Here is a 25682-nt window from a genome sequence, read left to right as displayed (position 1 = left end):
GAGTAACAGTACGCTCCATAAGGAGACATCAGCGCTTGTTTTTGGAACATCAATGTCTCATTATGGAGCGATGACATCCTTCGCAGTCGTCGCCGAGGGCTTGCGCAAGCGCTACGGCGACGCCGACGCCCTCGACGGATTCGACCTGGCCGTGCCGGAGGGCACGGTGTACGGCCTGCTCGGCCCGAACGGCGCCGGCAAGACCACGGCCGTCCGGATCCTGACCACGCTGCTGCGCCCCGACGCGGGCCGCGCCGTCGTCGCCGGGTTCGACGTGGTCACGCAGCCCGACCGGGTACGGCACGGCATCGGCCTGGCCGGACAGCAGCCGACCGTGGACGAGATCCTCACCGGCCGGGAGAACCTGGAGATGTGGGGACGGCTGTACCACCTCGGCGCGGCCACCGCCCGCCGCCGGGCCGGGGAGCTGCTGGAGCGGTTCGGGCTGGCCGAGGCGGCCGGGAAGCGGGTCAGGCACTACTCCGGCGGCATGCGCCGCCGCCTCGACCTGGCCGCCGCCTTCATCCTGGCCCCGCGCGTGCTGTTCCTCGACGAGCCCACCACCGGGCTGGACCCGCGCAACCGCAACGAGGTGTGGCAGGCCGTACGCGGTCTGGCAGAGGCGGGCAGCACGGTGCTGATGACCACGCAGTACCTGTTCGAGGCCGACCAGCTCGCCCACCGGGTCGCGGTGGTCGACGCGGGCCGGGTGATCGCCGAGGACACCCCCGAGCGGCTCAAGTCCACGGTCGGCGGCGACCACGTCGACCTGGTCCTGCGCCACGCCGCCGACCTGGCCGAGGCCGCGCGCGTCCTGGCCGGGGTCGTCGGCGCCGATCCGGTGACCGACCGCGACGCCCTGCGCCTGACCGTCCCCGTCCGCGACCGGATCGCCGCCCTGACCCGGATCATGCGGGAGCTGGAGGAGGGCGGCGTCGAGGTGGAGGACGTCGCCCTGCGCCGTCCGACGCTGGACGAGGTGTTCCTCAGCGTCACCGGCGCTCCCGGCGGCGGTGCTCCCGGCAGCGGCGGCGGCGCCACCGGAGGAAGGACCACGGCGGGGAGGACCGCGGCATGACCGTCCTCCCCCTCACCCCCGCGCTCCCCCGCACGCGCCGCGAGCGGCTGAGCTGGACGCTGGCCGACGGGTGGACGATCGCCCGGAGCAACCTCGTCCACTGGACGCGCAACCCCGCCGCCGTCCTCAACGTGCTGCTGTATCCGATCGTGATGGTGCTGCTGTTCGGCTACGTCTTCGGCAGCGCGATGAACGTCGCCGGGGGCGGCGACTACCGCGAGTTCCTGATGCCCGGGATGTACGCCCAGTCGATGACCATGGGCGTGATGACCACCATGATCGTCGTCGCCACGAGCTCCGCCCGCGGCGTCACCGACCGGTTCCGCTCGATGCCGATCTCCCAGGCCGGGGTGGTGCTGGGCCGTTCCTTCGCCGACATGGTCAACTCCGTGCTGGAACTGGCCGTCCTGCTCGCCTGCGGGCTGGTGGTCGGCTGGGGCTGGCACCGGGGCGCGGGCGCCGCCCTGGCCGCCGTCGGCCTGCTGCTCCTGCTGCGCTTCGCGCTCATCTGGGTCGGCATCTACGTCGGGCTGGTGCTCACCCCCGAGTCGGCGAGCGCGGCCTGGATGCCGCTGCTGCCGATCACCATGCTCGCCAACACCTTCGTCTCCCCCGCGCTGATGCCCGGCTGGATGAGGGTGATCGCTGAGTGGAACCCGCTGTCGGCCACGGTGGCCGCCTGCCGGGAGCTGTTCGGCAACCCGGGCTGGGGCGGCGACTCCTGGGCCGCCCAGCACGCGCTGTGGCTGGCGATCGGCTGGCCGGTGCTGATCACACTGGTCTTCCTGCCACTGTCGGCGCGCCGCTACCGGCGGCTGAACAGCTGATCCCCGCTGTCGGCGCGCCGCTACCGGCGGCTGAACAGCTGATCCCCCGCTCCCGCCGGCCACCGACCGGCGGCGGCTCTCCCGATCGCGCCCACCCATGACGGGCGCGGTCACCCCGCCGGCGCGGTCACTTTCCTCCGACGCGGTCGAACTCGGCCTGGGTGTCGAGGATCTCGAACGCGTGGTCCCGGATCCAGCCGAACAGCTCGGCCAGCGGCTCGCCGGTGCCCCTGCCGAGCGGGGTCAGGCCGTAGGTGACCTTCGGCGGCGTGGACGGCTCCACCTCGCGCCAGACCAGGCCGTCGCGGACGAGTGTGCGCAGCGTCTGGGAGAGCATCTTCTCGCTGATCCCCTCGATGCGCTCACGCAGCTCGTAGAACCGGAGGTCCCCCCGCTGCAGTGCCATCAGGACCCACACCCCCCACCTGCTGGTGACGTGGTCGAGCACGACCCGCGCCGGGCAGTCGCTGTGAAACACCTCACTCATCGTGCCGGGCGTCCACTCGGTGACCTGCATGCGTCCCTCCATGTCGTGAGCTTACCTTGAGGTACGTACTTCCCGAAAGTAAGCCCCCTCCCTAGCGTGAGCTTCCACACCACACGCCTGCTGAGGAGCTTTTCATGATCGTAGTAACGGGAGCCACCGGGAACGTCGGCCGTTCGCTCGTGCGGGCGCTCACCGAGGCCGGCGAGCGGGTCACGGCCGTCTCGCGGCGGCCCGCCGACGGGGGCCTGCCGGAGGGCGTCCGGCACGTCCCGGCCGACCTCGCCGACCCCGAGAGCCTCCGCCCCGCGCTGGACGGCGCCGACGCGCTGTTCCTCCTCGTCGCCGGGGAGGACCCGGACGGCGTTCTCAAGGTCGCCGGCGCGGGCGGCGTCCGGCGGGTCGTCCTGCTGTCCTCCCAGGGCGCCGGGACGCGCCCGGATGCCTACCCCCACCCCCGGACGTTCGAGGACGCCGTACGGCGGTCCGGCCTGGAGTGGACGATCCTGCGGCCGGGCGGCTTCGCCTCCAACGCGTTCGCCTGGATCGAGCCGATCCGCGCGGCGCGGACGGCCGCCGCGCCGTTCGGCGACGTCGGGATCCCTTTCGTCGACCCGCAGGACATCGCCGAGGTCGCGGCCACCGTCCTCCGCGAGGAGGGGCACGCGGGCCGTACGTACGAGCTGACCGGGCCCGCGCCGACCACCCCGCGGGAGCGGGCGCGGGCCATCGGCGACGCGCTGGGGACCCCGGTGCGGTTCGTGGAGCAGAGCCGCGAGGAGGCCCGGGAGCAGATGCTGCGGTTCATGCCCGAGCCCGTGGTGGAGGGCACCCTGTCCATCCTGGGCGAGCCGTCGGAGGCCGAGCGCCGGGTGAGCCCGGACGTCGAGCGGATCCTCGGCCGAGCTCCGCGGTCCTTCGCCGACTGGGCCGCCCGCAACGCCGCCGCCTTCCGCTGACCACCGCGCACCGCGCCCTCCAGCGGCCCGCGCACCCCTGACGCTCCGGCCTCCGCGTCCCCCACCCGCCCCGCGCATCCCGGCGCCGGGTGTCCCCCGCCCGTCCGGAGGGTCCTCCCGAGGGCCCGTCCGGCCACCCCACCCGCACATCGACAGTTCGCGCGCCAGGCGCGGAAAGGCACGGCATGCCCACCGCACACGTTCTCGACTCGACGATCTCCTACCGGGAGACCGGTGAGGGGACCCCGATGGTCTTCCTGCACGGCAACCCGACGTCCTCCCACCTCTGGCGGCACGTCCTGCCCGCCGTCGGCGGCCCCGGCCGTCTGCTCGCACCCGACCTGATCGGCATGGGAGACTCCGGCAAGCCGGACATCGGCTACTCCTTCGACGACCACTCCCGCTACCTGGACGCGTGGTTCGACGCGCTCGGCCTCGGCGACGTCGTGCTGGTCGGGCACGACTGGGGCGGCGCCCTCGCCTTCGACTGGGCCGCCCGCCACCCCGGCCGGGTCCGGGGCGTCGCGTTCACCGAGACCATCGTCAAGCCCATGACCTGGGAGGAGTTCCCCGAGGGCGGCCGCCCGCTCTTCCAGGCGATCAAGACACCGGGCGTGGGCGAGACGATGATCCTGGACGACAACGCCTTCATCGAGCAGGCGCTGCCCGGCACCGTGGCGACCCCGCTGACCGGGGAGGACCTCGACGTCTACCGCGCGCCGTACCCCACCCGGGAGAGCCGGCGGCCACTGCTGAGCTGGCCGCGGGCGATGCCGCTGGGCGGGGAGCCCGCCGACGTCGTGGCCAGGGTCGCGGCCTACGGCGAGTGGCTGGCGGCCAGTGCCGACGTGCCCAAGCTGCTCGTCACGTTCGAGCCCGGTCCCGGGACGATGATGGGCCCGGAGATGATCGACTGGTGCGCCGCGAACATGGCCGCCCTCGACGTCGACAGGCGCCCCGGGGTCGCCGGCCACCACACCCCGGAGGACCGGCCCGCCGCCCTCGCCGAGGCGATCGCCGCCTGGTCCGACCGGTACGGCCTGCGCCGGGCCGTACGGGACTGACCACGGCCTGCGTCCGGCCGTGAGGAGGCCCGGGGCTCGGGCACGGGACCACGCGGGAACCGCGGCGGAGGACGGGGCCGCCGACCCGGTTCACACGGCGCTTCCCCCCAGGACAGGATGGCGTGATGGACGGTGAGCGGGTACTGGGTGTGGACGCCTGCAAGAAGGGCTGGGTCGGCGTCGCGCTCGCCGGTGGACGGCTGGAGGCGTACTTCGCCACGCACATCGAGGATCTCGTCTCCCGGGCCGAGGCGGACGGCGAGGTCGGGGTGGTGGCCGTCGACATGCCGATCGGTCTGCCCGACCGCGGCCGCCGCCGGGCCGACGTGCTGACCCGTCTGGAGGTCGGCCCCCGGCGGAACTCGGTGTTCATGACGCCGTCCCGGCCCGCGCTGGAGGCGGGTGACCACGTGTCGGCCGTCGCGATCAACAACCGGCTGGCCGGGGAAGGGGTGTCCCGGCAGGCGTTCGCCCTACGGGAGAAGCTGCTCCAGGTGGATGAGTGGGTGCGCCGGCTGCGGCGGCGGGTGGTCGAGGTCCATCCCGAGCTCTGCTTCGCCCGTCTGGCCGGGTCCCCTCTCCCGCACGCCAAGTCCACATGGGCCGGTGTGGAGCACCGCCGCGCGCTGCTCGCCTCGGCCGGCATCGCGATTCCCGGGGACATCGGCATGGCCGGTGAGACGGCGGGCGTCGACGACGTCCTGGACGCGGCGGTGGCGGCGTGGACGGCACGACGTGTCGCCGCGGGCACGGCCCGTCCCCTCCCCGACCCGCCCGAGGTCTTCGGCGACGGCCTGCCCTGCGCGATCTGGGCCTGACGCACATCACCCGGCCATGGGCGGTACGCCCCCGAGCCCGTGGACGCCTCCCGCCAGGCGCTCCATCGTGAGGCCGGACGACCGGAGCGTGCCCGTGAAATCCCGTGGAGCCGGGACCTCCCGTCGGACTAGGTTTCCGTCATGCCCGAACTCGAGCGGCTCCGCTGGCAGCTGGACGTGTCCTGGTCGTTGCTCTCCCATCACCTGGAGCGGGTGACCGACGAGGAGGCCCTGTGGGAACCCGCGTCGAACTGCTGGAACGTCCGTCGCCGGCCGGACGGGACGTGGACGGCCGACTGGGCCGTGCCGGAGCCCGAGCCGATCCCGGTGACGTCGATCGGGTGGGTGATGTGGCATATCGGCTTCTGGTGGAGTCACGCGCACGAGCAGTGCTTCGGGGACCCCGGCGCGGCGGCCGACTGGTCGCGGGCCGCGGTGGTGACACCGTGGCCGGGAGACGTGGCGTCGGCGATCGGATGGCTGAACGGGTGCCGTGACCGGTGGGCCTCCGCACTGGACTCCCTGAGCGGGACGGAGCTCGACTCCACCGGGCGAAGCCGCTGGTTCGCCGACGGGACGCTCTCCCTGGGGCACGTGCTCGCGTGGGCGAACATCGAGCTGATGAAGAACGCCGCGGAGATCGGCTCGCTGCGCCACCTGTACAACGCGGACCGGGCCTGACGAACGGCACCGGCGACGCAGTCCGTGGCTGGGAAGAGCTGTGCCGCCACGCCTTGGCCGATACGCGCCGATGCTTCGAGGTACTGCGGGTCGATCCACGTTCACGCTCCAGCCATGACCGGCAACATCGCCTGCGCGGCGATCTCACGACTCATCGCCACAACGGCAGGGACCTGGAGCAGTGGGAGTTCGAGGTCACCAGTGGTGGTCGTGTGCGCTATGTCATCGATGACGTCGCCCGTACCGTCTGGGTGATCCATGCACCGCCACGACACCCCAAGGGCACCGAACAGCCCTGAACTGCCGCATGAAACCGCGTGCTACCGCAAGCGCCGCATGCAAGGGTCGATGGCCGGGTCTGTACCGTCGGCCAGTGGGGCGTTACCATCGCTGGCCATGGAATGTTTCGCCGCTTGTCGCACCCGCCGCTGAGGGCCTGCTCGCCGCCGACACCAGGCCGTGAGCGGGTCGACCGATGCCCTTCTCCATCCGGGTGTCAAACCCTCAGCCTGAAAGGCGCACTTCCATGATCATTCGCCCGTTCGTCCAGCACGACCTGGCGCGGCTCACCGAACTGACCATCGAGACGTTCGGACCGTTCTACGAGGACCACTTCCGCCCCCTGGTGGGCGAGGTCGTCTTCGCCACCCAGCACGGTACCTGGCGCGACGACTACCGCGAGCAGGTCGCCGAGCTCCACGACCCGAGCCGGCACAGGTACGTCGCGCTCGCCGAGGTCGACGACGCCATCGTCGGTTACGTGGCCTGGAGCGTCGACCAGGCTCGCAGGAACGGAGCCGTCACGCACCTCGCCGTCTCGGCCGGGCACCGCCGGCACCACACGGGTACCGCGCTGTGCGAGCACGCCTTCGGTGAGATGCGTGCCCTCGGAGCCGAGGTGGTCGAGATCGGCACCGGGGGCGACCCCTTCCACGCACCCGCCAGAGCCCTCTACGAGAAGCTCGGCTGCACCCCGCTTCCGGTGGTCGTCTACTACCGGAAGCTCTGACCGCACCCCTCCGGGACAGCATCCCCACCGTCTGTCCCGGAGGGGACCGGCACCTGTCCGGCACCGCTTTCGAGCGGGCTCCAGCGTGATCCCCGACCGCCGCCGCGCCCTTGTCCAGGTCACTCGGCAACCCCCGCCGCGGGCCCGCCGGGTTCCCGGGGACGCCCCGGGGAGAGACGGGCGGCGACGGTCTCCAGGAGGGCGACCACCTCGGCGACCCGCGCAGGGTCGTCCGTGTCCAGTGCCTTGGCGAGCGGGCCGTCGATCGGTGCGGCCCGCACCTCGGTCACCCTCTCCGGCACCTCGGGAGCGACCTGGACGAGGGTGCGGCGGCGGTCGGCGGGATCGGCGCGGGTCACGACGGCGCCGACCGTCCGCAGCCGCCCCACGGCGGCGGAGACCGCGCTCTGCGGCAGGCCGGTGCGCGCGGCGATCTCGCCGATGGAGGTCTCGGCATGGCCGCGCAGGTCGGCGACGACCACCAGGACGGTGCGGGTGCCGGTGGTCTGCGGCCCTATGCCCTCGACAGGCATGGCTTCCTCGCCGATCTTCATCAGCGTGCGGCCGAGCAGGAAGAGGTCGACTCCGTTCATGCCGCCAAATTTACATCAAAAAAGATGCATCAATTCTGATATATTCCGGCCATGAACGGAATCCTCCGCGTCCCCGGCGCCCGTCTCTACTACGAAGTCCGCGGTACCGGCCCGGTGCTGCTCATCTCCCAGAGCGGCGAGGGCGACGCCCGCCGTACGGTCGACCTGGTGGACCGGCTCGTCGCCGACCACACCGTGGTCACCTACGACCGGCGCGGCCTGTCACGCAGCGTCCTGGACGACCCCGGCGCCGGCGCCACCATGGCCGAGCACGCCGACGACGTCCACCGGCTGCTCGCGGAGGTCACGGACGCGCCCGCCGACATGCTCGGCTGCAGCTTCGGCGCGGTCCTCGGCCTGCACGTGGCCGTCGACCACCCCGGCAGGATCGGCACGCTCATCGCCCACGAACCCGTCGCCCCCGCCCTGCTCCCGCCCGCGGAGCGCGACCACCACCGGCGGGAGCTCGCGGACCTGCAGCGGCTCTACCGCGATCAGGGGCTCGCCGGAGCCGTCGCCGAGATCGCCGCGGTCCTCGGCATCAGGCTCGGCGAACAGCAGACCGAGCCGGGGCTCACCCCGCACCCGATGGACGACCGGCGCCGGGCCGACTTCGACTTCTTCATCCGCAACGACTTCGGCGCGGTCATCGAGGACACGCTGGACGCCGCCGGGCTCAAGGACACCGCCACCCGCGTCGTCCCCGCCGCCGGGCGCACCACCCCGCGCCACGTGTTCGACCACCGGTGCGCGCACGAGCTGGCGGCCCTCGTCGGCACCGGGGTGGCGGAGTTCCCCGGCGGGCACAACGGCAACCTCACCCACCCGCGCGCCTACGCCGCACGCGTCCGCGAACTGCTCCACCCCTCCTGATCCGGCCACCGTACGGTTCCCCGCGGCATCCCGCACGTGAGGGGATCAGGGCTCGATCCCGGCCGGCACCAGGCCCAGCTCGTACGCGAGGACCGCCGCGTGCGTGCGGTCACGGGCGCCGAGCTTGCCCAGGACGTTGGTCACGTGGGTCTTGACCGTCTCCCTCGACACGTGCAGCACGGCGGCGATCTCCGGGTTCGCCTCTCCCAGCGTGATGTGCCGCAGCACCTCCAGCTCGCGCGGGGTCAGAGCCACCCGGGGCCGCCGGCCGGCGCCGCGCGCGTGGGCCGAGGCGATACGGCGGAGCGCGCCCGGGAAGAACACCGCGTCACGCGAGTGCACCAGGCGGACTGCCTCCACCAGCTCGCTCGCGGGGGCGCGTTTGAGCACGTAACCGGCGGCTCCGGCGCGCAGCGCCCCCCACACGAGCCGGTCGTGCTCGAAGGTGGTGACCACGACGACGCGGGTGGAGGGGGAACGGCGGGACAGCTCGGCGGTGGCGGCCAGGCCGTCCATCACCGGCATGCGGACGTCCATCAACACGACGTCGGCTCCCGCGCCCGCCTCGACGGCCTCGCGTCCGTCCGCGGCCTCGCCCACGACGGTGAGGTCGTCGTGCAGGGAGAGCAGCGCGGACCACCCCTCGCGGATCAGCCGGTCGTCGTCGGCCAGCACGACGCGGATCACAGGGGAAGCCTCGCCCGGACGCGCCAGGTGGCGTCCGCCCGTTCCAGCGTGCACGTCCCTCCGGCCAGGCGGGCCCGCATGTGCATGCCGAGCAGGCCGCGCCTCCTTCCGTCGGGAGCGGACCCGGCCCCGGCGACCGCGTTCTCCACGGTCAGCACCAGGTCGCCGGCCACGGCGACGTCGAGGGTGATCGGGCCGCGCCCGTGGCGCAACGCATTGGTGAGCGCCTCCCTGGCGATGGCGTAGGCGGCGCGCGAGGTCGTCTCCGGGATTCCGTCGAGCCGTCCGGCGCTGACCCGCACGTCGAGCCCGCGGGTGAGGGTGTGGAGCGAGCCGAGCGTGGGCGTCCGCGCGGCGTCCCCGTCATCGAGGACACCGAGCACCACATCGAGCTGTTCCTGGGCCGAGCGTGCCGCGTCCACCAGGTGATCCAGCGACCGCGCCGCCCGCTCCGGGTCCGGATCCGGTCCGGGCCGCCGCAGCGCGGCCTGCGCCGCCATGCCCTGCACCAGAACGACGCTCAACGCGTGACCGACCGAGTCGTGCAACTCCAGCGCGAGGGACTGACGGCGGCCGAGCTCCTCCAGCGCGCCGGACGGCTCGGCGCGCAGCAGACGACGGGCCGTCCACCGCTGGCCGAGTCCGGCGGCGGCCAGGAGGGCCAGCACGACGGCGGCCAGGGCGAGCGTCCCGGCCGCCTCGGCGGGGTTCCCACGCCACCGCTCGACGTCGCCCAGCCTGACCAGCCCGGGAGACAACAGCAGCACACCGGCGCCCAGCGTGGCGCCGCCGTACAGGTGGAGACCGGTCAGTGCGACCAGGTACAGCCGGTCGGCCCTCGGGGGGACCTCGACATCGAGGAGTTCCTGCAGCGCGACCGCCTCGATGCGCCGTACCAGCGGCACGGTGGCGAGCAGCGCGGCGGCGGGCAGGCACACCGCCCACAGCACCAGGACGCGCGCCGGCGTCCGCTCGGCGAGGACCACCAGGCCGAGCACCACCGCCACCGGGGTCAGCAGGGCCGCGCCGAGTACCTGGTAGACCGCCGCCCGCACGACACGTCCGGTGGGTCCGTTCACGACGCCGATGCTAGCCGCGCCGCCGGGACGCGCCCTCCCCCGGCAGGGGGAGGTGACGCCCCGGATGCGTTCCTAGCGTGGGACGGCGTGATGAGAAACGTTCGGATCGCCGTCGCGCTGCTGTCGTCCGCCGTGACCGTCGTCGGCCTGCTGTGGTGGATGAGCCCGGCGAGCTACCCCTTCGGGGCGCGCGACCGTGTCACCGTGTCGCTGTCGCATCTGATCGAACACGACGTGGCCGGCCCGATGACCGTCGTGGCGGGGCTGGCCGGGCTGGCGCTGTCGTTCACCTCGGGCAGGGTGCTGAGGGCGGGCGCGGTCGCGCAGGCGCTCTTCTTCGGCGTGGTGCTGTCCGACGCCGGCATCATGTCCCTGCTGGGCTACGGCATGGCGCTGCTCGGGCCCGTCGCCCTGGTGGCGGGCCTGGTCATGGCGGGACTACGCGGCAGGCCGTGGGGGTTTCCCGCGCTGGGAGCCCTGCTCGTCCTGGCGGTGGGCGGCGCGCTCAGCGGGGTGATCTCGCCGGGAGGGTTCGCGGCCAACGTGGTCGCGAGCTTCGGCTCGTACGCCGGGCGGCTGGCCTGGACGCTGGCCGACGCCGTCGCCTGCGCGGTCTGGGTGGCGACGGCGGTGGCGGCCTTCGGAACCGGCCGGCCGATGCGGTGGACGCGCCCGGAGGCCGTCGCCCGCTGGGGACGCGTCGCCACGATCGGAGCGGCCCTGTGCCCGCTGCCCTACGCGCTGTACCGGCTGACCTGGCTGACGCCATGGCCCACGGACGTCGATCCGGCGGTGCTGGACATGGCCCCGGGGCGCAGGGCCTGGCCCTCGCGTTCGCCGGCGTCGGCGGCGCGGTGCTGACGCTCGGGCTGGTCAGCGGGTGGGGCGAGGTGTGGCCGCGGTGGGTGCCGGTCGTGCACGACCGTCCGGTCCCTGTGCGCCTGCCCGTCACGACGGGAGGGCTCATCGCCGGCGCCTGCTGCCTGGCCTCTCCCGGCCTGGTGGTCAACACCGTGGAGGACGGTAACCCGGTCATCCTGCTGCTGTGGCCGTATCCGCTGTGGGGGGTGCTCCTGGGCGCCGCGGTGTTCGCCTACTGGCTGCGCAGACGGCGGCCCATCGCCGGGGCGCCGGAGACGGCCGGCCTGCGAAGGTGACGGACCGCTCAGGAGCCGGTGCGCGCCGACCTGGCGACGACCGGCCTGACCGTTCAGGGGCCGGGGGCGCGCCGTATGCCGTGCAGTACGGCGGCCAGGCCGTCGTCGGATGATCGGCGGCCGGCTCTTTCGAGCCTGGTTCGATCAGGGTGCTCCCGGCACCTGCGTCACACAGCCCGGACAAGCCGTCCGCCCCCTGGCCTCCGCTTCGGCGACCGTCATCCGCTCGACGTCATGGAGGCGACTACCCTGGCTCTCACTGCCACGCCGACCCGCTAGGAAGAGCACGCAGTCCTCGGCAGCGTGATACCGGTCGCTGGCCGCGGTGGTGATCACCTCGTTGACCTCTGTCACAGCCTTCGCCTTCCGGAGCCGTCGTCGACCGCCTCGCCTGACGTTAGGACGGGAGAGGCGGTCGCGTCCCCCGAATGGCCTGGTACGGCCGTCTTCCGAACTACTTGATCAGCACCCACTCGCCCTTCTGGTCGGCGAACCCGCTGTCCAGCGCGAACTGAAGCTTGGCCGGCTTCACGTTTTCCGGAAGCTCGAACACAAGAACCCCCTTCCGGCGGTCGCCGGTGGTGACCGTCACCCCGCCTCGCAGATCGACCCCTTCCCTGACATCGCCGAACGTGGATCGGTACTGCTGGCCCTGGTCATCAATGAGCATCGCCCCATTGGAAGGACTGTCGTCATAGACGGCCCGACCTTTGTTCTCAAGACGAAGCTCAACGGCGACATAACGGCTTCCCGTCTTCGGCTTGATAAAATCGTTCGCCGGCGTGGCTTTGTCGAAGACATTGGTGACCATCACATCCACCACGAGCTCCGGATCTCTGCCGTGCAAGGTGAGCGTTCCACCGATCCCCGCCGGAGACTGGGCGGCTGAAGACTCCTGCTCGGCGACCTGGTCCTGCGGTTTCGTCTGGTCCATCGGCTTCGCTTCGTCCTGTTGCGCGCTTCGGGCGGGAGGTACGGATGCGGTGGCCGTAACGACGTCCGGCGTGTCGCTGTTCGCAAGCGCGAGCACGACCGAACAACCGCCCAACATGAGTAAGGCCACGGCGCCGACCACGATCAGGATGAGTGGCGCGTTGCTCTTCTTGGGGGGCTGCGGGGGCATGTAGCCGTAGCCGTACCCGGGGGGCAGGCCGTGATGCGGCTGGAAATCCGGCTGGCCCGGTTGCGTCTGCCACTGCTGTGGATACTGCGGGCCTTGCTGCTGGTGCGCCATTTTGGGAATCCCGAGTCGTCCGAATCATGGGTGCTTCCCTGGACGTACGATCCACTCGTGTGGGTTACCGGCTCCAGCCGCAGAGACTGAATCGTTAACTCATGAAGGAAAGGTCCTCTCAGCCGTAGGCATGCCTCGCCGGACCTGACAACGACCGAGTCGGCCGTTCAGGGGCCGGGGGCGCGCCGTATGCCGTGCAGTACGGCGGTCAGGCCGTCGTCGAACTCGGTCTCGGCGTCGACGCCGCGGGACTCCCGGGCGGTCTCGGCCAGGAGGGGGAACTCCGGCAGGCCGGCGATGACGCCCGTGCCGGAGCCGGCCAGCGGGCCGAGGTGGTCGAGCTGGAGCGCCCCGATGACGTAGGCGAGCAGGCAGCGCAGCGCGACCACCCGCCGAGGCCCGTCGAGGCCCGCCTCCTTAAGGATTCCGACGAGCGTCTCCGACCATCCCAGCAGTCGCTCGGACCGGTGCCGCTGGGCGACGACCAGGGGGATCACCGGTGGATGCGCCCCCACGGCGTCGCGCAGCCGCCGGACCATGACGGTCACCCGGCCGGTCCAGGGCCCGGCGGGGTCGGGCGGGGCGGTGTCCATCCGGGACAGGACCAGGTCGACGACGAGTTGTTCCAGCTCGGCGCGGTCGGTGACGTACCGGTAGAGCCCCATGGTGCTCATGCCGACCTCTTTGGCGACGGTGCGCATCGTGAGCCCGGCGAGGCCGTCGCGGTCGATGACGGCGAGCGCGGCGGCGGCCAGCGCGGTCGGGGTGAGCGAGCGGGGACGAGGCATGGCCCTTGACAGCGTACGGCATACGCTTATCCTCGTAGGCGTATGCCGTACGCCAAAGAGCGGAAAGGCCCATGAGCTCATTCACCCACCCCCGGACCGTCGGCTCACGTGTGCTGACCCCCGTCAACCAGCCGCCGCTCGCCGTCCCCTCCCCCGACCGGCTGATCCACCTGCAGTTCCGGCGGTTCGCCGGCTGCCCGGTCTGCAATCTGCACCTGCGCTCGGTGGCGCGGCGGCACGACGAGATCGAGGCGGCCGGCATCCGTGAGATCGCGGTGTTCCACTCGCCGGCGGACGAGCTGGCGCGGCACGCCGAAGGGCTGCCGTTCGCCATGGTCGCCGACCCGGACCAGCGGCTCTACCGGGAGTTCGGCGTGGAGCCGTCCGTCCGCGCGCTGCTCGACCCGCGGGTGTGGCCGGCGATCGTCCGCGGCGTCGCGGTGAGCACGTGGCGGATGCTGCGGGGACGGGACCGCGCGCCGTCGGCCTTCCCGCACGGCGGGCGGTTCGGTCTTCCCGGCGACTTCCTGATCGCCGGCGACGGCCGGGTGCTCGCTTCCAAGCTCGGCCGCCACGCCTACGACCAGTGGTCGGTCGACGAGCTGCTCGCGCTCGCCGCCCGCGTTCCCCGGACCGAACCGGAGGCCGGCGTCACAGGGAAGAGGGAGCACGCCTGACACCCCTCGCCGGTCGTCGCACGTGGGACGCCTTCCGGTGAGGGCTCCGCTCAGAAGGAGATGACGACCTTGCCGGGGACGTGGCCCTCCTCCAGGTAGGCGATCGCCCGGGGGATCTCCTCGAAGGGATGGCGGCGGTCGATGACCGGGATCACCCGTTTGTCGTCCAGGAACGCGCTCAGCGTCAGCAGGTTCTGCTTGGGGCTGGGGCAGCTGAGGGCGTCGGCCACCGATATCCGATGGCCGGCGAAACGGGACGCCGCCAGGGCGGAGAGCACCTGGCCCATGGGCTGTATCCAGCGGCCGGGCGGGCCGCCGACCACCACGTAGGCCCCCTTGGGGACCAGGGTGCGGCGGGAGACGGAGACCGGCCGGCTTCCGGCGATGTCCACGAACAGGTCGTAGCGCCGGGTCTCGCGGGTGAAGTCCTGGGTGGTGTAGTCGATGACCCTGGTCGCGCCGAGGGAGTGGACCAGGTCGGCGTTCCGGGCGCTGCAGACGCCGGTGACCTCGGCGCCGAGGGCGCGGGCGAGCTGCACGGCGAACGTGCCGACCCCGCCGGACGCGCCGTTGATGAGAACACGCTGGCCGGGCAGGATGTGGCCCTCGTCGCGCAGGGCGAGGAGGGCGGTGTTGGCGGCCATCGGAACCGCGGCGGCCTCCTCGTAGGAGAGGTTCTCCGGCTTCGGGGCGAGGTCGGATTCGCGGACGCAGACGTATTCGGCGAAGCCGCCGCCGTTGATGACGGCGAAGACGTCGTCGCCGGTGCGGAACTCCGTGACGTTCCGGCCGACGGCTTCGACCCGGCCGGAGACGTCGGCGCCCAGGATGGTGACCTTGGGGACGCGGAGCCCCAGGCCGCCGGGCATCAGGCGTGCCAGGTACGGCTCGCCGCGCATGTTGTGCCAGTCGTACGGGTTGACGGAGCCGGCGCGTACCCGGACCAGGACCTCGTCGTCGCGAGGAACGGGGACGGGGATCTCGGTGAGCGTCAGGACATCGGGGGGACCGTACGAGCGTGAGACGAACGCCTTCATCGCCATCTCCCTGTGCGAGTCGGTGCCGGGGTGATTGAAAGGCTAGGAAACGCGATCGCACCCACGAATCAGCCGAAAGTACGCCTGATCGCTGGATGATCGGCCGACCTGAATCGGGCCTTTCGTGCGATGAGCGGAGACGGGCGAAGAAGTCACGATCCCCTCATGACCGAAAGCAGCGTGAGGGGCGCGAAGCCCGAGAAGGTACGGCCCGGCGGACGGGGCGCCGGAGCCCCCGGCTGGATGGTCCCCACCGGCCTGATCATGCTCAGCGCGATTCCGGTGGTCGCCGGCGCGCTGCGCCTGGGGGAACTGGCGGGCGGCCCGACGGGCGATCCCGCCGACGCGCGGTTCTTCGCCGCGCCGCTGCCCGTGGTGGCGCACATCATCGGAGCGTCGCTCTACGGCATCGTGGGCGCCTTCCAGTTCGCGCGGAGGTTCCGCCGCAGGAGGCCGGCCTGGCACCGCATGGCGGGACGGGTTCTCATCGTCTGCGGACTCGTCACCGCCCTCTCCGGGCTGTGGATGACCGTGTTCTACCCCCGCCCGGAAGGCGACGGCGATCTCCTCGCGGCGTTCCGCCTCGTGTTCGGCACGGCGATGGCGGTCTCCATCGTGCTCGGTTTCGCCGCCGTCCGGCGGAGGGACCTCCGCCGCCACCGCGCCTGGATGACCCGCGCCTACGCGATCGGCGTGGCCGCGGGCACCCAGGCGTTCACCCAGCTCCCCTGGATGCTCCTCGTCGGACCCCTCACCGAGACCCCCAGGGCGCTGCTCGTGGCCGCCGGATGGTTCATCAACCTCGCCGTGGCCGAATGGGTCATCCGCAGACGCTAGGTGCTGTTTTGTGGATCTTTTCGCCTACTGCGGTCGCCCAGGCGGCCCCTCGCCGCGTTGCCGTCGTCACCCATAGCTCCGCTATGGGCTTCCTCCTCCGCCTTGCGAGGGACCACCTGGACGATCCTCGCCACGGCGAAGATCCACAAAACAGCACCTAGCTCCTGATCCGGTGGGTCTCGTACGCCCACATGGCGATCTCCACCCGGTTCCGGGCGCCGAGCTTGGCCATCAGGCTGGCGATGTGGGTCTTGACGGTGCTGAGTGAGATGTGGAGTTCGTCGGCGATCTCACTGTTGGTGCGTCCCCGGGCCACCGTGACGAGGATCTGCTCCTCACGCTCGGTGAGCGCCTCGATGGGACGGACCGGCGGCGCGGCGGGCCCGGCGTGCGCGAAGGCGGTGAGCAGGCGGGCGGTGACGCTCGGAGCGATGAGGGCGTCACCGGCCGCCGCGGCGTGAACGGCCTGGGAGAGCAGCTCGGCGCCGGCGTTCTTCAGCAGGAACCCCCGCGCTCCCGCGCGCAGCGCCGCGTAGACGTACTCGTCGAGGTCGAAGGTGGTGATGACCACGACGGCGAGCGGGTCGTCGACGGCGGGCCCGGCGAGCATCCGGGTGGCCTCGATGCCGTTGAGCACGGGCATCCGGATGTCGAAGAGGCACACGTCCGGCCGGAGCCGCCGGGCGAGCTCGACCGCTCGCCGCCCGTCGGGGGCCTCGCCGACCACCTCGATCCCCGGCTGCGCGTCGAGGATCATCACCAGCCCGGTACGGACGATCTCCTGGTCATCGGCGACCAGCACCCGGACGCTCATCCGGCCACCCCGGTACGCGGAAGCACGGCGGTCACGCTCCACCCCCGGCCGGGATCGGGGCCCGCCACACAGGTGCCCCCGAGGAGATCGGCTCGTTCCATCATGCCGATGATCCCGTACCCGGGTGCCCCCGTGGGACGGGCGGGATCGCCGTCGTCGCTCACGTGCAGACGGACCGACGTGTCACCGGCGCTGACCCGGACCAGGACGCGGGTGGCGTGCCGCGCGTGACGCCGGGCGTTGGTGACCGACTCCTGGGCGAGGCGGTAGATCGCGGCCTCGACGGGAGGGGAGAGACCGGCGGTGTCGCCCTCGACCTCCACCCGGACGGACGGGCCGGACCGTCCCGGGCTTTCGAGCTGGGAGAGGTCGGCGATGCTCCGTCCGGGCGCCAGGTCCGCGGGCGCGTTCCGGCGGAGGACGTGGACCATGGCGCGCATCTCGGCGAGCGCCTGGGCCGCCTCGGCCTCGATCACCCGCAACGCCTCGGTGGCGGCGTCCGGCCGCGACGCCGCCGTCGCCAGCCCCGCCTGCGCCCGGATCGCCATCGCCGAGACGTGATGGGCGACGGTGTCATGCAGATCCCGGGCCAGTTGCTCGCGTTCGAGCAGTTTGGCCTGGTCGAGCTCCCGCGTCCGCGCCCTCGTCCGGTACCGGAACGCCGCCCCCAGGGCGGTCACCGCGAGCACGACGGCGAAGGCGGCGGCGGTGTCGGCGGGACCGGGATGGTCCACGACCACGGAGAACGCGGCCTTGACGAGAATGATCGCCAACCCGGCGACCGCCTCCCGCCCGGACCCCCACCGGAACAACGCGTAGGGCAGGAGAAGCAGATAGACCATGGTGTTGGACTCGGGTGAGTCACCGCCCAGCAGCACCTGGGCCACACCCGACGCGCCGAACGCGATCGCGACCATCAGCAGCGGCCGGGTGCGGCGCCACAGCAGGGTGGGGACCAGCCCCACCGCGAGGATCACCGAGACGACCCGCGAGGGCATGTCCGGCCGTACCACCCCTTCGAGCAGCGCGACCGGCAGCAACACGCCGACGAGCACCCAGTCTCGCCACACCCGCCGCGGTGCGCCGGGGGGACGGGGCTCGTACCACACGGAGCGAATGAGGCCGTGCACGAAGTCATGGTACGAGAGGCTCCGCCACTTACAATCAGCCCAAAGTACGAGACATTTCGCCCACCGAACCGATAGCCGCCACGGACGACGCCTCAAAAGCGGGTCGAACGGTTCATTGGAGCGACGCGCCCTTGGTTTCACCCCGACCCGGGAGCAGCTGCGATGGAGATCATTCCGTGCGTGCTCCGCAGCGGTCGCGCCCGTACGCTTCGGAAGGTCGTCGGCGCATGAGATACGTCGATCTCAACGCCACGATGAACCTGCCCGGCGGGGTCGTCCACGGCGTCATCAGCCCGGCCGAGTACCTGGAACGACTTCCCGGGTTCGCCGACGCACTGCCGGCGGGTGCTCGTGCGTTCGCGACGGATCCCCGGCACTACGACTTCCACGGCTCACGATGCGTGAAGGACCTCGACCTGGAGCGGATCTCGTTCGCCGAGACCGACGGCGAGAACCGCATGGAGATCGCCTTCCGGCACAACTGCTGGAAGCACGAAGAGGACCTCGTCATCCGCTACGAGGGCGTGACGGACTACAGGCTCGACATCGCCGCACCCTCCGGGACCGCGCCACGCAGCGTGGTGATCCTCGACGAGATCCTGCCGCACCCCGGCGGATGCACCCACGAGATCGCCTTCCGGCCGGGAACGGTCATGGTGACCTGCCGGGACCTGACCGCCACGTGGGTGGAGGCCGACTGTCCTGAGAAGCCCCCTCACGGTTGAAGTCACCAGCGGAGCGCCCCGACGGCCGACGGTGACAATGGTTCCGAGAGGCCGCGTTCCCGGTTGAACACCCTCTCACCGGGACCGAACCGTTCCTCTCCTCCCCTACCGCTTCACCGGCGTCCACCCGCACGGCACACTCGGTGTGGTGGACCTGATCACCTCCGAGATCGCCACCCTGTGGGGACACCTCCACCGTGGTCGCGGTGGAACACGACCCGGGAGAGAGGTTGCCCATGCGTCTGCATCCGGGTGAGACCGAGGCCGTCGGCTGGAGGGTGACGACCGTTCTTGACGCCGTCCGGCGGTTGTGTGACGCGTCACCCGACGTCACCGGACGGGCGAGGGTGATCGCGATCGACGGCCGAGGGGGAGCCGGCAAAACGACCCTGGCCGAGCGGCTCCGCGCGGTGGTTCCCGACTCCGCCATCGTGCATACCGACGACATCGCATGGAACCACGCCTACTTCGACTGGGGCACCGTACTCGTCGAGAACATCCTCCGCCCCCTGCACCGTGGTGAGGCGGTGGACTTCCGCCCCGATGCCTGGATCACCCACGGCCGTCCCGGATCGATCACCGTCCCTGCCGGTGCCGACTTCGTCTGGGTCGAGGGCACCGGCATCATCCGCGAAGAGCTCGCCCCGTGGCTGGACGCCTCGGTATGGATGCAGGGCGACCTCGACGAGCAGGAGCGCCTACTCGTCGTCCGTGACGGGGACTCCCCCGAGCAGATGGAGCATGTGGCGAACTGGCTCTTGGAAGAGATACCGTTCCTGGCGCGTGAACGGCCGTGGGACCGGGCCACCATGATCGTCGCCGGCCCTCCACGGATCGACCACGACCCGGCCACCGAGCTGGTCATCGCCCCGCCCACGGGTTCCCAGGCCGCCATCGCCGTCGAATACGCCCCGGCCGCCGAGAAACCGGTACGAGCGAACCCGCCGAGTCCTCTCTCGCCTCACGAGGAGACCTGACGTACGGCTCAGCCTCGCCGCAGAACCCGCTCTCCCGACCGGCAGGCCGTACGGCCTGAAGCACAGGTGGTGGTGGCCGGTCCCGGCGGGCACCGGTTTCGGCTGATCCGTCACGCCGGGTTCTCACCCGATTTCCCGGCTCACGCCGGTTCCGGGCGGCTATGGTGCGCCGTACACGATTTGATCTAGACAGCAGGAGCGCGCGGTGATGAACGCGAGGGAGCCCGACTGGGCGTACGTGGCCAGGTCCCTCGCCAAGGTCGTGGCCGTCGCCTCGGTGTTGTTCCTGGCTCTCAGCGTGGCCGAACGGGTTCTGGCGATGTTCGTCGACTTCGACGACGAGCGGATGGCCCGGGTGTACGGCACGGCCGCTCACGTCGTGAACCCGGACATTCGCCTAACGGATGGCCACAGCGATGGCGGAGGGCTGCTGGAGACGACCTACACGCTGTGGGGGGAGCCGCGCCAGGCCGGCCGCGGCGAGGGCTGGGCAGGGTACGGGATCACGAAGAACCTGTTCGGCACCGTCCGGACCTCCTCCCTCGGTGATTCGTCGTCCGGCGACCTGGACGGTGCGATCACCGCCGTGGATGCGGACCTCGACGTCGACAGGGAACTGGCGGAGAAGGCCCGGAAGACCCTCGACGGGCTCCCCCAGACGCTCGACGCCGTCGCGGTCGTCGAGTTCGCACACGTGATGACCACCGAGCAGCTCGTCGCCTTCAACCGGAGACACGGACTCTGCGGAGGGGCGGACGTCGCCTACATCTACTCCCCGTCCTTCTACGACGACTCCAGCAGCGTTCCTTCGTTGAACGCGGTCGTCTGGAACCGCGCCATGACCGAGGACCGCATCCGGACGGACCTCACCTATCAGTGCGAGACCGAGCCCGAGGCGGCGCTGAAGGAGTTCCGCAGATGGGTCGGCCTGCTCGACGAGGGAGATGACCTCAGCGCGTTCGAGCTGGACTACCAGTCGCTCAGCGGGACTGCCAAGGAGGGCGTCGTGTACGGGCTCGTCGTCGACCGCTGGAGCCTCGCCGCCCTGCGCAAGCTCATCGACGACCCCGAGGTGGGAACGATTCATCTCGCCGATGTCGCCTTCGACCTCGGCGAGATCAGGTAGCGGTCTCCGGATCGCGACGCGTCCTCCTCGCGTCCTCGTCGCGTCCTCGTCGCGTCCTCGTCGCGTCCTCGTCGCGTCCTCGTCGCGTCCGATGGATGACATCGGCGGAGTCGGTCGGACCGAGATCATCAGGCCTCCCCGACTCGGCCTCGGTTAAAGGCGCACCGGTCGCGGCCGATCACCGCGGCTCGATCCGATCGCGTGCCGGCGCCGTCGCCGCACACCCGACGGAAGCGGTGCGGAAAGTGTCGGGTGACCGGGGCCGATGTCACCGCACGATGGAGGCATGGATGACACGACCCTGGTATCCCGCTTTCTTCGCGACGGCTTCGTGAAGCTGGAGGGCGCCGTCGCGCCGCGCGTGGCCGCGGACTGCGCGCGGCTCCTGTGGCGGGAGACGGGCTGCGACCCGGACGACCCGGCGACGTGGACACAGCCCGTGCACTGGGTGGCCGGCCTGGCCCAGGGGCCGTTCGCCGCCGCACCCAACTCCCCGTTCCTCCACCACGCGTACGACCTCCTCGTCGGCGCGGGACGCTGGGAGCCGCGCTACTCGCTGGGCTCGTTCCCGCTGCGCTTCCCGCACCCGGAAGAGCCGGACGACGCGGGCTGGCACATCGAGGGCAGCTATATGCCGGAGGGCGAGACCTGGTACTTCACGAATGTGAACTCCCGCGGCCGGGCGCTGCTGATGCTGTTCCTGTTCAGCGAGGTCGGTGAGGAGGACGCCCCGACCCGGATCCGGGTCGGCTCGCACCTCGACGCGCCGAAGGTGCTGGAGAAGTACGGGGAGGACGGGGCGAGCGGGCTGACCCTCGCGCCCGATCTGGTGGCGGCGTCCGACCACCGGCCGCTCGCCCTCGCCACCGGATCCCCGGGCGACGTCTTCCTGTGCCATCCGTTCCTGGTGCACGCGGCGCAACCACACCACGGGGCGCGGCCCCGCTTCATGGCCCAGCCGCCGCTGATGCCGGCCGCGCCGTACGAGCTGGAGCGGGCCGACGGCGCGTACTCGCCCGTGGAGATCGCGATCCGCCGGGGCCTGGGACGGGACACCCCCGGCCCGGACGGCGCCGACGACAGCGCCGGATAGACGCGCTCGGCGCGGCAGGCGGGACACGGGTGGGTCATGTACGGCGTCGGACAGACGCGTCCGGCGCGGCAGGCGGGACACGGGTGGGTCATGTACGGCGGAGGCGGGACAGCGGTGGGTCTGCGGGTGAGCGGCCGCAATGCGCGATTCCAGCGGTGGGAGGCTCTTCTGCGGAGCCGGACCAAGCGGCAGCGTCACGGTGAGTTCCTCGTACAGGGCGTGCGCCCGATCACCATGGCCGTCGAACACGGCTGGCAGATCCGGGAACTGCTCTACGACGCCGGCGCTCAGCTCTCCGGCTGGGCACGCGATGCCCTGGACACGGTCCGGGCCGAGAAGATCGCCGTCTCCCGTGAGCTGATGCACGAGCTGGGAGGCAAGGCGGACACGGTTCCGGAGCTGCTGGCCGTGGTCGCGCTGCCGGAGGACGACCTGCGCCGGATCCCGGCCGCGCCGACCATGCTCACCGTCGTGTTCGATCGGCCTGCCAGCCCCGGCAACATCGGGACCCTCGTCCGGTCCGCGGACGCCTTCGGCGCCTCCGGGGTCATCATCACCGGCCATGCCGCCGACGTGTACGACCCGAAGACGGTCCGGGCGAGCACCGGCTCGCTGTTCGCCCTGCCCGTGGTCCGGGCGCCCTCCCACCAGGCCGTTCTGTCCTGGGTCGATGAGATCCGTGCCGACGGCATCGGCATGAGCGTCGTGGGAACCGATGAGCACGGCGCACTGGATGCCGCCGAGTACGACTTCACGCAGCCCACGCTGACCTTGATCGGCAACGAGACCACCGGCCTCAGCTCCGGCTGGCGTGAAGCCTGCGACCGGCTCGTCCGGATCCCGATGTCCGGGTCCGCCAGCTCCCTGAACGCGGCGACCGCCGCGACCGTCGTGCTGTACGAATCGGCACGCCAGCGGACCGCCGCCACCCGGCGGTAGCGCGCCGGCGTTCCAGAGCCGCCTCCCGTTCGCGGACCACCCGAAGGACCTGGTGCGACCAGCGCCCCGAGATCATTGCGTGTGCATCGGTGGGCCGGCGACAGACGGCGGCTCAGAGTGGCGTACGGCTGCATGGCCCGGAACAGCAGAAGAGTCCCCGTAGGGCCTCTGAGCCGCCGTTCGGCTGGTGGCAGGCGCAGGACCTGAACCTGCGCAGGCTGAGCAGACGGTTTTACAGAGGGCCGTGTTCTGGGTGGCGGCAGAGCCCCTGATCAGGACGGGAGCACCTTCCGGCACCTCAATCACAAAAGATCACCCCGCATATGTCCCGCGCACTTCTCAGCCCTCGCCTACCAGGAACCTGCGGTGGCCGCACATGTCGCTGGCGAGGACTTTCCTCCCAGCTCTTGACCTGTTCCGCCCACCATCCGGGAGCATGTCGATCATGCTGTTTCTTCGTTTCTCGGCCATCGGGCTTCTCTGCGGGGTCGCACTGGTCCCCTTCTTCTGGATCCAGCGGGGCGATGAATTCGAGCATCTGCGCCTGGCCGCACTGATGGGCCTGGACGTCGCCCAGATCGTCACGGTCTCGATCGCGCTGGCGGTCGGAGCCTGGAAGGCTCGCCCCTGGAGCAAGCGCCCCCGGCCGTCGCCTCCAGGCTTCGCCCTCGGAGGGATCACCTTCGCGTTCGGCGTTCTGGTCATGACCCAGGCGCTGGCCACGACCAGATGGCTCGGCGGCCGCCCCGCCGGGGTCGGCGATCCGGACGGCGAATCCTTCATGGCGATGCTCGCCGCGCTTTCGGGAGGAGTGACCCTGCTCATCAGCGCAGTGATCCTGATCAAGCGGAGCGCGGCCTTGAGGCGTTCCCCGAAGGTAGACGTCCCGATGCCCGCAGGTCGCTGATCAAACAGAGAGCGCTACGGATACGGAAATCCTGAGCTTCTGACACCCTGCTTGCAAACGGCCGGATCTTCAGGCACAACGGCTTCGACCTGCGCGGAAGACGGTCCGCAAGGGACCATGAGCGACCGCTGCCGGCCGCCCTTAATGGCACGACGATCAACGGATGAGGTGCCACGGATGGTGTTCACCTACGACGATGTTGCCTGGCTGGCCGAAGACGATGAGCTGGGTGATCTGTGGTGTCTGACCTTCGTGCGCGGACTCAGCGAAGTGGAGGCGCTTCGCCGACTGGGGGCCGACCAGCAGAGCTTTCGGCCGCTCACCTATGACGAGTTGATAGACGAGAACCTCTTTCCTGAGACGGTGCTCGCGGGGCGGGTGGGCGACTGGACAGTGCTCATCGAGGAGAGCGGGTGGAGGTGCACGGAAGCCGACAGGGCCCAGGCGCTTTCGGCCGGAACCGTGGCCGTCGCGGTGCTACGACACGACTACGCGTCCGACGACTTCGTCTACGCGGTGGACGGGGAACTGGTCACGTACTTCAACCCCAAGATTCCACAGTGGCGGCACGGCAATGATCCTGATCGGCTCAACGATCTGATGCGGGAAGCGGGACTTGATCCCGATGACGTACCCGGAGCCGGCACAAAGGCGCCGTCATCCGTGTCCGGAGCGCTTCTCCTCGCGGCCCGGTTGACCGGCGTGGCGCTGCTCCCGGAGACCGTCAAAGGGCCTCTCATGAGCGGCGTCGTCGGCTGACCTGTCCTCGACGTCCGGCAGCCAGCGTTGGGGGCGGGTGCCAGATGAGATCCTGCCTCCGCGGCCCAGAATCGGTCGCCTGTGTGACACCTGCGCTACATCAGGGCCCAACTCAAACCTGCGGATTAAAAGAAGTCGATTCGATCGAGGTCCGGGGCTTCGACCTGGCGGACGGGTGTCCGGAGGCGTTCGCCGAGTTCCGCCGTCGTTTACCCCTCTTGGCTGTACTGGTGGCTGTACAGCCAAGGCTCCCTCAATCGCCTGATCACTCCCCTACCGGGACTGTCTCGGCCATGCTTCAGGGCTCGGAATCCGGTCCGGATCGGCGCTGGTGTGGACATGAGCCGTTGCCTGCCCCTGTTGCGGTACCTCGGCGCCGTGGCCAGAGTGAGCCACATGATCGAGATCGACGGCCCCTTCTACCGGGTCAGCGAACCCGGCTTCGAGATGCTGATCCCCCGATGGGAAGGGCACGAGCCTGAGACCGCCGAGGAGGCCGACGCGACCATCACGCTTCCCGACGGCACTCGTCGCTACGCCACCTTCATGACCCTCGATGCCGTCGGCAGGGTCATGAAGCGCTGGAAGGACACAGGTGAGTGCCTCAACGGGCGGTATTTCCGGTGCTTCGACCTGATCATCATCCGTGAGTCGGGCTTCGCTTCCATGATCGATGCCGTGCGAGACATGATCGCGACCGGAGAGATCGACAGCGCTTGCAGCCTGCTTCCACCCGACGGCAAAGAACAACATGCGGATTAAAATCGGAGGGCTTCTCATCGAGTGATCGGCGCTCTGACCTGATGGCTGGCTGGGTGATCTGACCAGAAACGCCAGGAGCATTCCGAGCATGTTCCGGATCTTGATGGACGCGCCTACGAGTAGAAGCCTCGCCCATACTCCTCACGAGGCTTTGTGAAGGCATCTGGGCGGGCCGTACGGAGGACCTCGTAACGCTCGGCGAACCTGTCGATGGCTTCAGGGATTGAATCGCCGAACTCCTCTCGCATGATCGACAAGGTGGGGAGGATACGTTCGTTGACGATGTGATCGTCTATGGCCTTCCAGGGGTCTTCCACGAGCACATCCTCTCGAACTATCAGCTTGGGAAGTCTCTAACGCGCCTGGCCCCTGATCTGGGAAGACGCTGGCCTGCGGGGGAGCGAGGCGAGTAACCGTGATTCCCCGTGAGTCCCCCTTGATCACCCTCCTGACGGGCACGCAACGGGCACGGACGCGGGTCTGGGTCACGTCCAGCGAAGTGGTGTATGAGCCGCCCTTCGCGTGATCCTGTTTCTGCAGGTTAAGCGGTGAGTGTCTGCGGGAGGGG

Annotated in this window: 30 protein-coding genes; 20 read left to right on the top strand and 10 right to left on the bottom strand. The window is 70.7% G+C overall.

Annotated features, from left to right (window positions below; genetic code table 11):
- The first annotated feature begins 52 nt into the window (after window positions 1-52).
- Both AB0D67_RS18450 and AB0D67_RS18445 read left to right on the top strand, forming a co-directional pair.
- The gene (locus AB0D67_RS18450) at window positions 53-1078 is read left to right on the top strand and encodes an ATP-binding cassette domain-containing protein (RefSeq protein ID WP_362936465.1); all 1026 of its coding nucleotides are present in this window, start codon (window positions 53-55) and stop codon (window positions 1076-1078) included.
- Window positions 1075-1905, top strand: coding sequence for an ABC transporter permease (locus AB0D67_RS18445; protein ID WP_362936462.1), 831 nt, complete (start codon window positions 1075-1077; stop codon window positions 1903-1905). The genes AB0D67_RS18450 and AB0D67_RS18445 overlap by 4 nt, the downstream gene beginning before the upstream one ends.
- Window positions 1906-2032: 127 nt before the next feature.
- Here the strand turns inward: AB0D67_RS18445 and AB0D67_RS18440 are convergent, their stop codons facing one another.
- Window positions 2033-2434, bottom strand: a complete 402-nt coding sequence (locus AB0D67_RS18440; RefSeq protein WP_362936459.1) for a helix-turn-helix domain-containing protein — start codon at window positions 2432-2434, stop codon at window positions 2033-2035.
- Window positions 2435-2526: 92 nt separating this feature from the next.
- On the opposite strand from AB0D67_RS18440, the gene AB0D67_RS18435 reads away from it, so the two are divergent.
- The 5 genes from AB0D67_RS18435 to AB0D67_RS18415 all read left to right on the top strand — a co-directional run bounded on the left by AB0D67_RS18435 (window position 2527) and on the right by AB0D67_RS18415 (window position 6920).
- On the top strand, window positions 2527-3348 hold the full coding sequence (locus tag AB0D67_RS18435; RefSeq protein ID WP_362936456.1) for an NAD(P)H-binding protein: 822 nt from the start codon (window positions 2527-2529) through the stop codon (window positions 3346-3348).
- 185 nt (window positions 3349-3533) lie between these two features.
- Entirely contained in the window at window positions 3534-4412 is an 879-nt protein-coding gene (locus AB0D67_RS18430; RefSeq protein WP_362936453.1) for a haloalkane dehalogenase, read from the top strand.
- A gap of 125 nt (window positions 4413-4537) precedes the next feature.
- Window positions 4538-5230 (top strand): DUF429 domain-containing protein, encoded by a 693-nt coding sequence (locus AB0D67_RS18425; protein ID WP_362936450.1) that lies wholly within the window; start codon window positions 4538-4540, stop codon window positions 5228-5230.
- Between the two features lie 141 nt (window positions 5231-5371).
- Window positions 5372-5911 (top strand): DinB family protein, encoded by a 540-nt coding sequence (locus AB0D67_RS18420; RefSeq protein ID WP_362936447.1) that lies wholly within the window; start codon window positions 5372-5374, stop codon window positions 5909-5911.
- A gap of 526 nt (window positions 5912-6437) precedes the next feature.
- Window positions 6438-6920 carry a GNAT family N-acetyltransferase gene (locus tag AB0D67_RS18415; RefSeq protein WP_362936445.1) on the top strand — a complete coding sequence of 161 codons (483 nt, stop codon included), beginning with the start codon at window positions 6438-6440 and terminating at the stop codon, window positions 6918-6920.
- Window positions 6921-7039: 119 nt separating this feature from the next.
- Here AB0D67_RS18415 and AB0D67_RS18410 read toward each other — a convergent pair whose 3' ends face one another.
- Window positions 7040-7513 carry a MarR family transcriptional regulator gene (locus AB0D67_RS18410; protein ID WP_362936442.1) on the bottom strand — a complete coding sequence of 158 codons (474 nt, stop codon included), beginning with the start codon at window positions 7511-7513 and terminating at the stop codon, window positions 7040-7042.
- Between the two features lie 51 nt (window positions 7514-7564).
- On the opposite strand from AB0D67_RS18410, the gene AB0D67_RS18405 reads away from it, so the two are divergent.
- Entirely contained in the window at window positions 7565-8386 is an 822-nt protein-coding gene (locus AB0D67_RS18405) for an alpha/beta hydrolase (protein WP_362936439.1), read from the top strand.
- A gap of 45 nt (window positions 8387-8431) precedes the next feature.
- Here AB0D67_RS18405 and AB0D67_RS18400 read toward each other — a convergent pair whose 3' ends face one another.
- Together AB0D67_RS18400 and AB0D67_RS18395 are read right to left on the bottom strand one after the other, a co-directional pair.
- Window positions 8432-9073 carry a response regulator transcription factor gene (locus AB0D67_RS18400; protein WP_362936436.1) on the bottom strand — a complete coding sequence of 214 codons (642 nt, stop codon included), beginning with the start codon at window positions 9071-9073 and terminating at the stop codon, window positions 8432-8434.
- On the bottom strand, window positions 9070-10152 hold the full coding sequence (locus AB0D67_RS18395) for a histidine kinase (protein ID WP_362936433.1): 1083 nt from the start codon (window positions 10150-10152) through the stop codon (window positions 9070-9072). Before AB0D67_RS18395 ends, AB0D67_RS18400 begins: the two co-directional genes overlap by 4 nt.
- Before the next feature lie 87 nt (window positions 10153-10239).
- Here AB0D67_RS18395 and AB0D67_RS18390 point away from each other — a divergent pair, with 87 nt between their 5' ends.
- Both AB0D67_RS18390 and AB0D67_RS18385 read left to right on the top strand, forming a co-directional pair.
- Entirely contained in the window at window positions 10240-11013 is a 774-nt protein-coding gene (locus tag AB0D67_RS18390) for a hypothetical protein (RefSeq protein WP_362936430.1), read from the top strand.
- A complete protein-coding gene (locus AB0D67_RS18385; RefSeq protein ID WP_362936427.1) occupies window positions 11007-11309 on the top strand; it encodes a hypothetical protein in 303 nt (100 codons plus the stop codon). The genes AB0D67_RS18390 and AB0D67_RS18385 overlap by 7 nt, the downstream gene beginning before the upstream one ends.
- 454 nt (window positions 11310-11763) lie before the next feature.
- Here the strand turns inward: AB0D67_RS18385 and AB0D67_RS18380 are convergent, their stop codons facing one another.
- Window positions 11764-12543, bottom strand: a complete 780-nt coding sequence (locus AB0D67_RS18380; RefSeq protein WP_362936424.1) for a DUF4352 domain-containing protein — start codon at window positions 12541-12543, stop codon at window positions 11764-11766.
- Window positions 12544-12710: 167 nt separating this feature from the next.
- A complete protein-coding gene (locus tag AB0D67_RS18375; protein ID WP_362936421.1) occupies window positions 12711-13331 on the bottom strand; it encodes a TetR/AcrR family transcriptional regulator C-terminal domain-containing protein in 621 nt (206 codons plus the stop codon).
- A 71-nt stretch (window positions 13332-13402) separates the two neighbouring features.
- Here AB0D67_RS18375 and AB0D67_RS18370 point away from each other — a divergent pair, with 71 nt between their 5' ends.
- Window positions 13403-14008: a peroxiredoxin-like family protein gene (locus AB0D67_RS18370; RefSeq protein ID WP_362936418.1), complete on the top strand. Its 606-nt coding sequence runs from the start codon at window positions 13403-13405 to the stop codon at window positions 14006-14008.
- A gap of 50 nt (window positions 14009-14058) precedes the next feature.
- Here AB0D67_RS18370 and AB0D67_RS18365 read toward each other — a convergent pair whose 3' ends face one another.
- Window positions 14059-15045, bottom strand: coding sequence for an NAD(P)-dependent alcohol dehydrogenase (locus AB0D67_RS18365; RefSeq protein ID WP_362936415.1), 987 nt, complete (start codon window positions 15043-15045; stop codon window positions 14059-14061).
- Between the two features lie 165 nt (window positions 15046-15210).
- On the opposite strand from AB0D67_RS18365, the gene AB0D67_RS18360 reads away from it, so the two are divergent.
- Window positions 15211-15882 carry a DUF2306 domain-containing protein gene (locus tag AB0D67_RS18360; RefSeq protein ID WP_362936412.1) on the top strand — a complete coding sequence of 224 codons (672 nt, stop codon included), beginning with the start codon at window positions 15211-15213 and terminating at the stop codon, window positions 15880-15882.
- A gap of 157 nt (window positions 15883-16039) precedes the next feature.
- Here the strand turns inward: AB0D67_RS18360 and AB0D67_RS18355 are convergent, their stop codons facing one another.
- Together AB0D67_RS18355 and AB0D67_RS18350 are read right to left on the bottom strand one after the other, a co-directional pair.
- Entirely contained in the window at window positions 16040-16696 is a 657-nt protein-coding gene (locus tag AB0D67_RS18355; RefSeq protein WP_362936409.1) for a response regulator transcription factor, read from the bottom strand.
- On the bottom strand, window positions 16693-17826 hold the full coding sequence (locus AB0D67_RS18350) for a histidine kinase (RefSeq protein WP_362936406.1): 1134 nt from the start codon (window positions 17824-17826) through the stop codon (window positions 16693-16695). Before AB0D67_RS18350 ends, AB0D67_RS18355 begins: the two co-directional genes overlap by 4 nt.
- A 227-nt stretch (window positions 17827-18053) precedes the next feature.
- On the opposite strand from AB0D67_RS18350, the gene AB0D67_RS18345 reads away from it, so the two are divergent.
- From AB0D67_RS18345 to AB0D67_RS18310, 8 genes are all read left to right on the top strand, one after another.
- Window positions 18054-18551: a hypothetical protein gene (locus AB0D67_RS18345; protein WP_362936404.1), complete on the top strand. Its 498-nt coding sequence runs from the start codon at window positions 18054-18056 to the stop codon at window positions 18549-18551.
- Between the two features lie 236 nt (window positions 18552-18787).
- Entirely contained in the window at window positions 18788-19528 is a 741-nt protein-coding gene (locus AB0D67_RS18340) for a hypothetical protein (protein WP_362936401.1), read from the top strand.
- Window positions 19529-19736: 208 nt separating this feature from the next.
- Window positions 19737-20654 carry a hypothetical protein gene (locus tag AB0D67_RS18335; protein ID WP_362936397.1) on the top strand — a complete coding sequence of 306 codons (918 nt, stop codon included), beginning with the start codon at window positions 19737-19739 and terminating at the stop codon, window positions 20652-20654.
- A gap of 286 nt (window positions 20655-20940) precedes the next feature.
- Entirely contained in the window at window positions 20941-21747 is an 807-nt protein-coding gene (locus AB0D67_RS18330; protein ID WP_362936393.1) for a phytanoyl-CoA dioxygenase family protein, read from the top strand.
- A gap of 126 nt (window positions 21748-21873) precedes the next feature.
- The gene (locus tag AB0D67_RS18325; protein WP_362936390.1) at window positions 21874-22686 is read left to right on the top strand and encodes a TrmH family RNA methyltransferase; all 813 of its coding nucleotides are present in this window, start codon (window positions 21874-21876) and stop codon (window positions 22684-22686) included.
- Window positions 22687-23122: 436 nt separating this feature from the next.
- Window positions 23123-23593, top strand: a complete 471-nt coding sequence (locus AB0D67_RS18320; protein ID WP_362936387.1) for a hypothetical protein — start codon at window positions 23123-23125, stop codon at window positions 23591-23593.
- Between the two features lie 177 nt (window positions 23594-23770).
- Window positions 23771-24352, top strand: a complete 582-nt coding sequence (locus tag AB0D67_RS18315; RefSeq protein ID WP_362936383.1) for a DUF6461 domain-containing protein — start codon at window positions 23771-23773, stop codon at window positions 24350-24352.
- 396 nt (window positions 24353-24748) lie between these two features.
- The gene (locus AB0D67_RS18310; protein WP_362936380.1) at window positions 24749-25114 is read left to right on the top strand and encodes a hypothetical protein; all 366 of its coding nucleotides are present in this window, start codon (window positions 24749-24751) and stop codon (window positions 25112-25114) included.
- 113 nt (window positions 25115-25227) lie between these two features.
- Here the strand turns inward: AB0D67_RS18310 and AB0D67_RS18305 are convergent, their stop codons facing one another.
- Window positions 25228-25431, bottom strand: a complete 204-nt coding sequence (locus AB0D67_RS18305; protein WP_362936376.1) for a hypothetical protein — start codon at window positions 25429-25431, stop codon at window positions 25228-25230.
- Window positions 25432-25682 lie beyond the last annotated feature (251 nt).

This window comes from Streptosporangium sp. NPDC048047 (assembly GCF_040653115.1).
Taxonomy (GTDB): Bacteria; Actinomycetota; Actinomycetes; order Streptosporangiales; family Streptosporangiaceae; genus Streptosporangium.
Note: the sequence above shows the minus strand (reverse complement) of the source record. Positions and strands in the feature narration are given on the sequence as shown.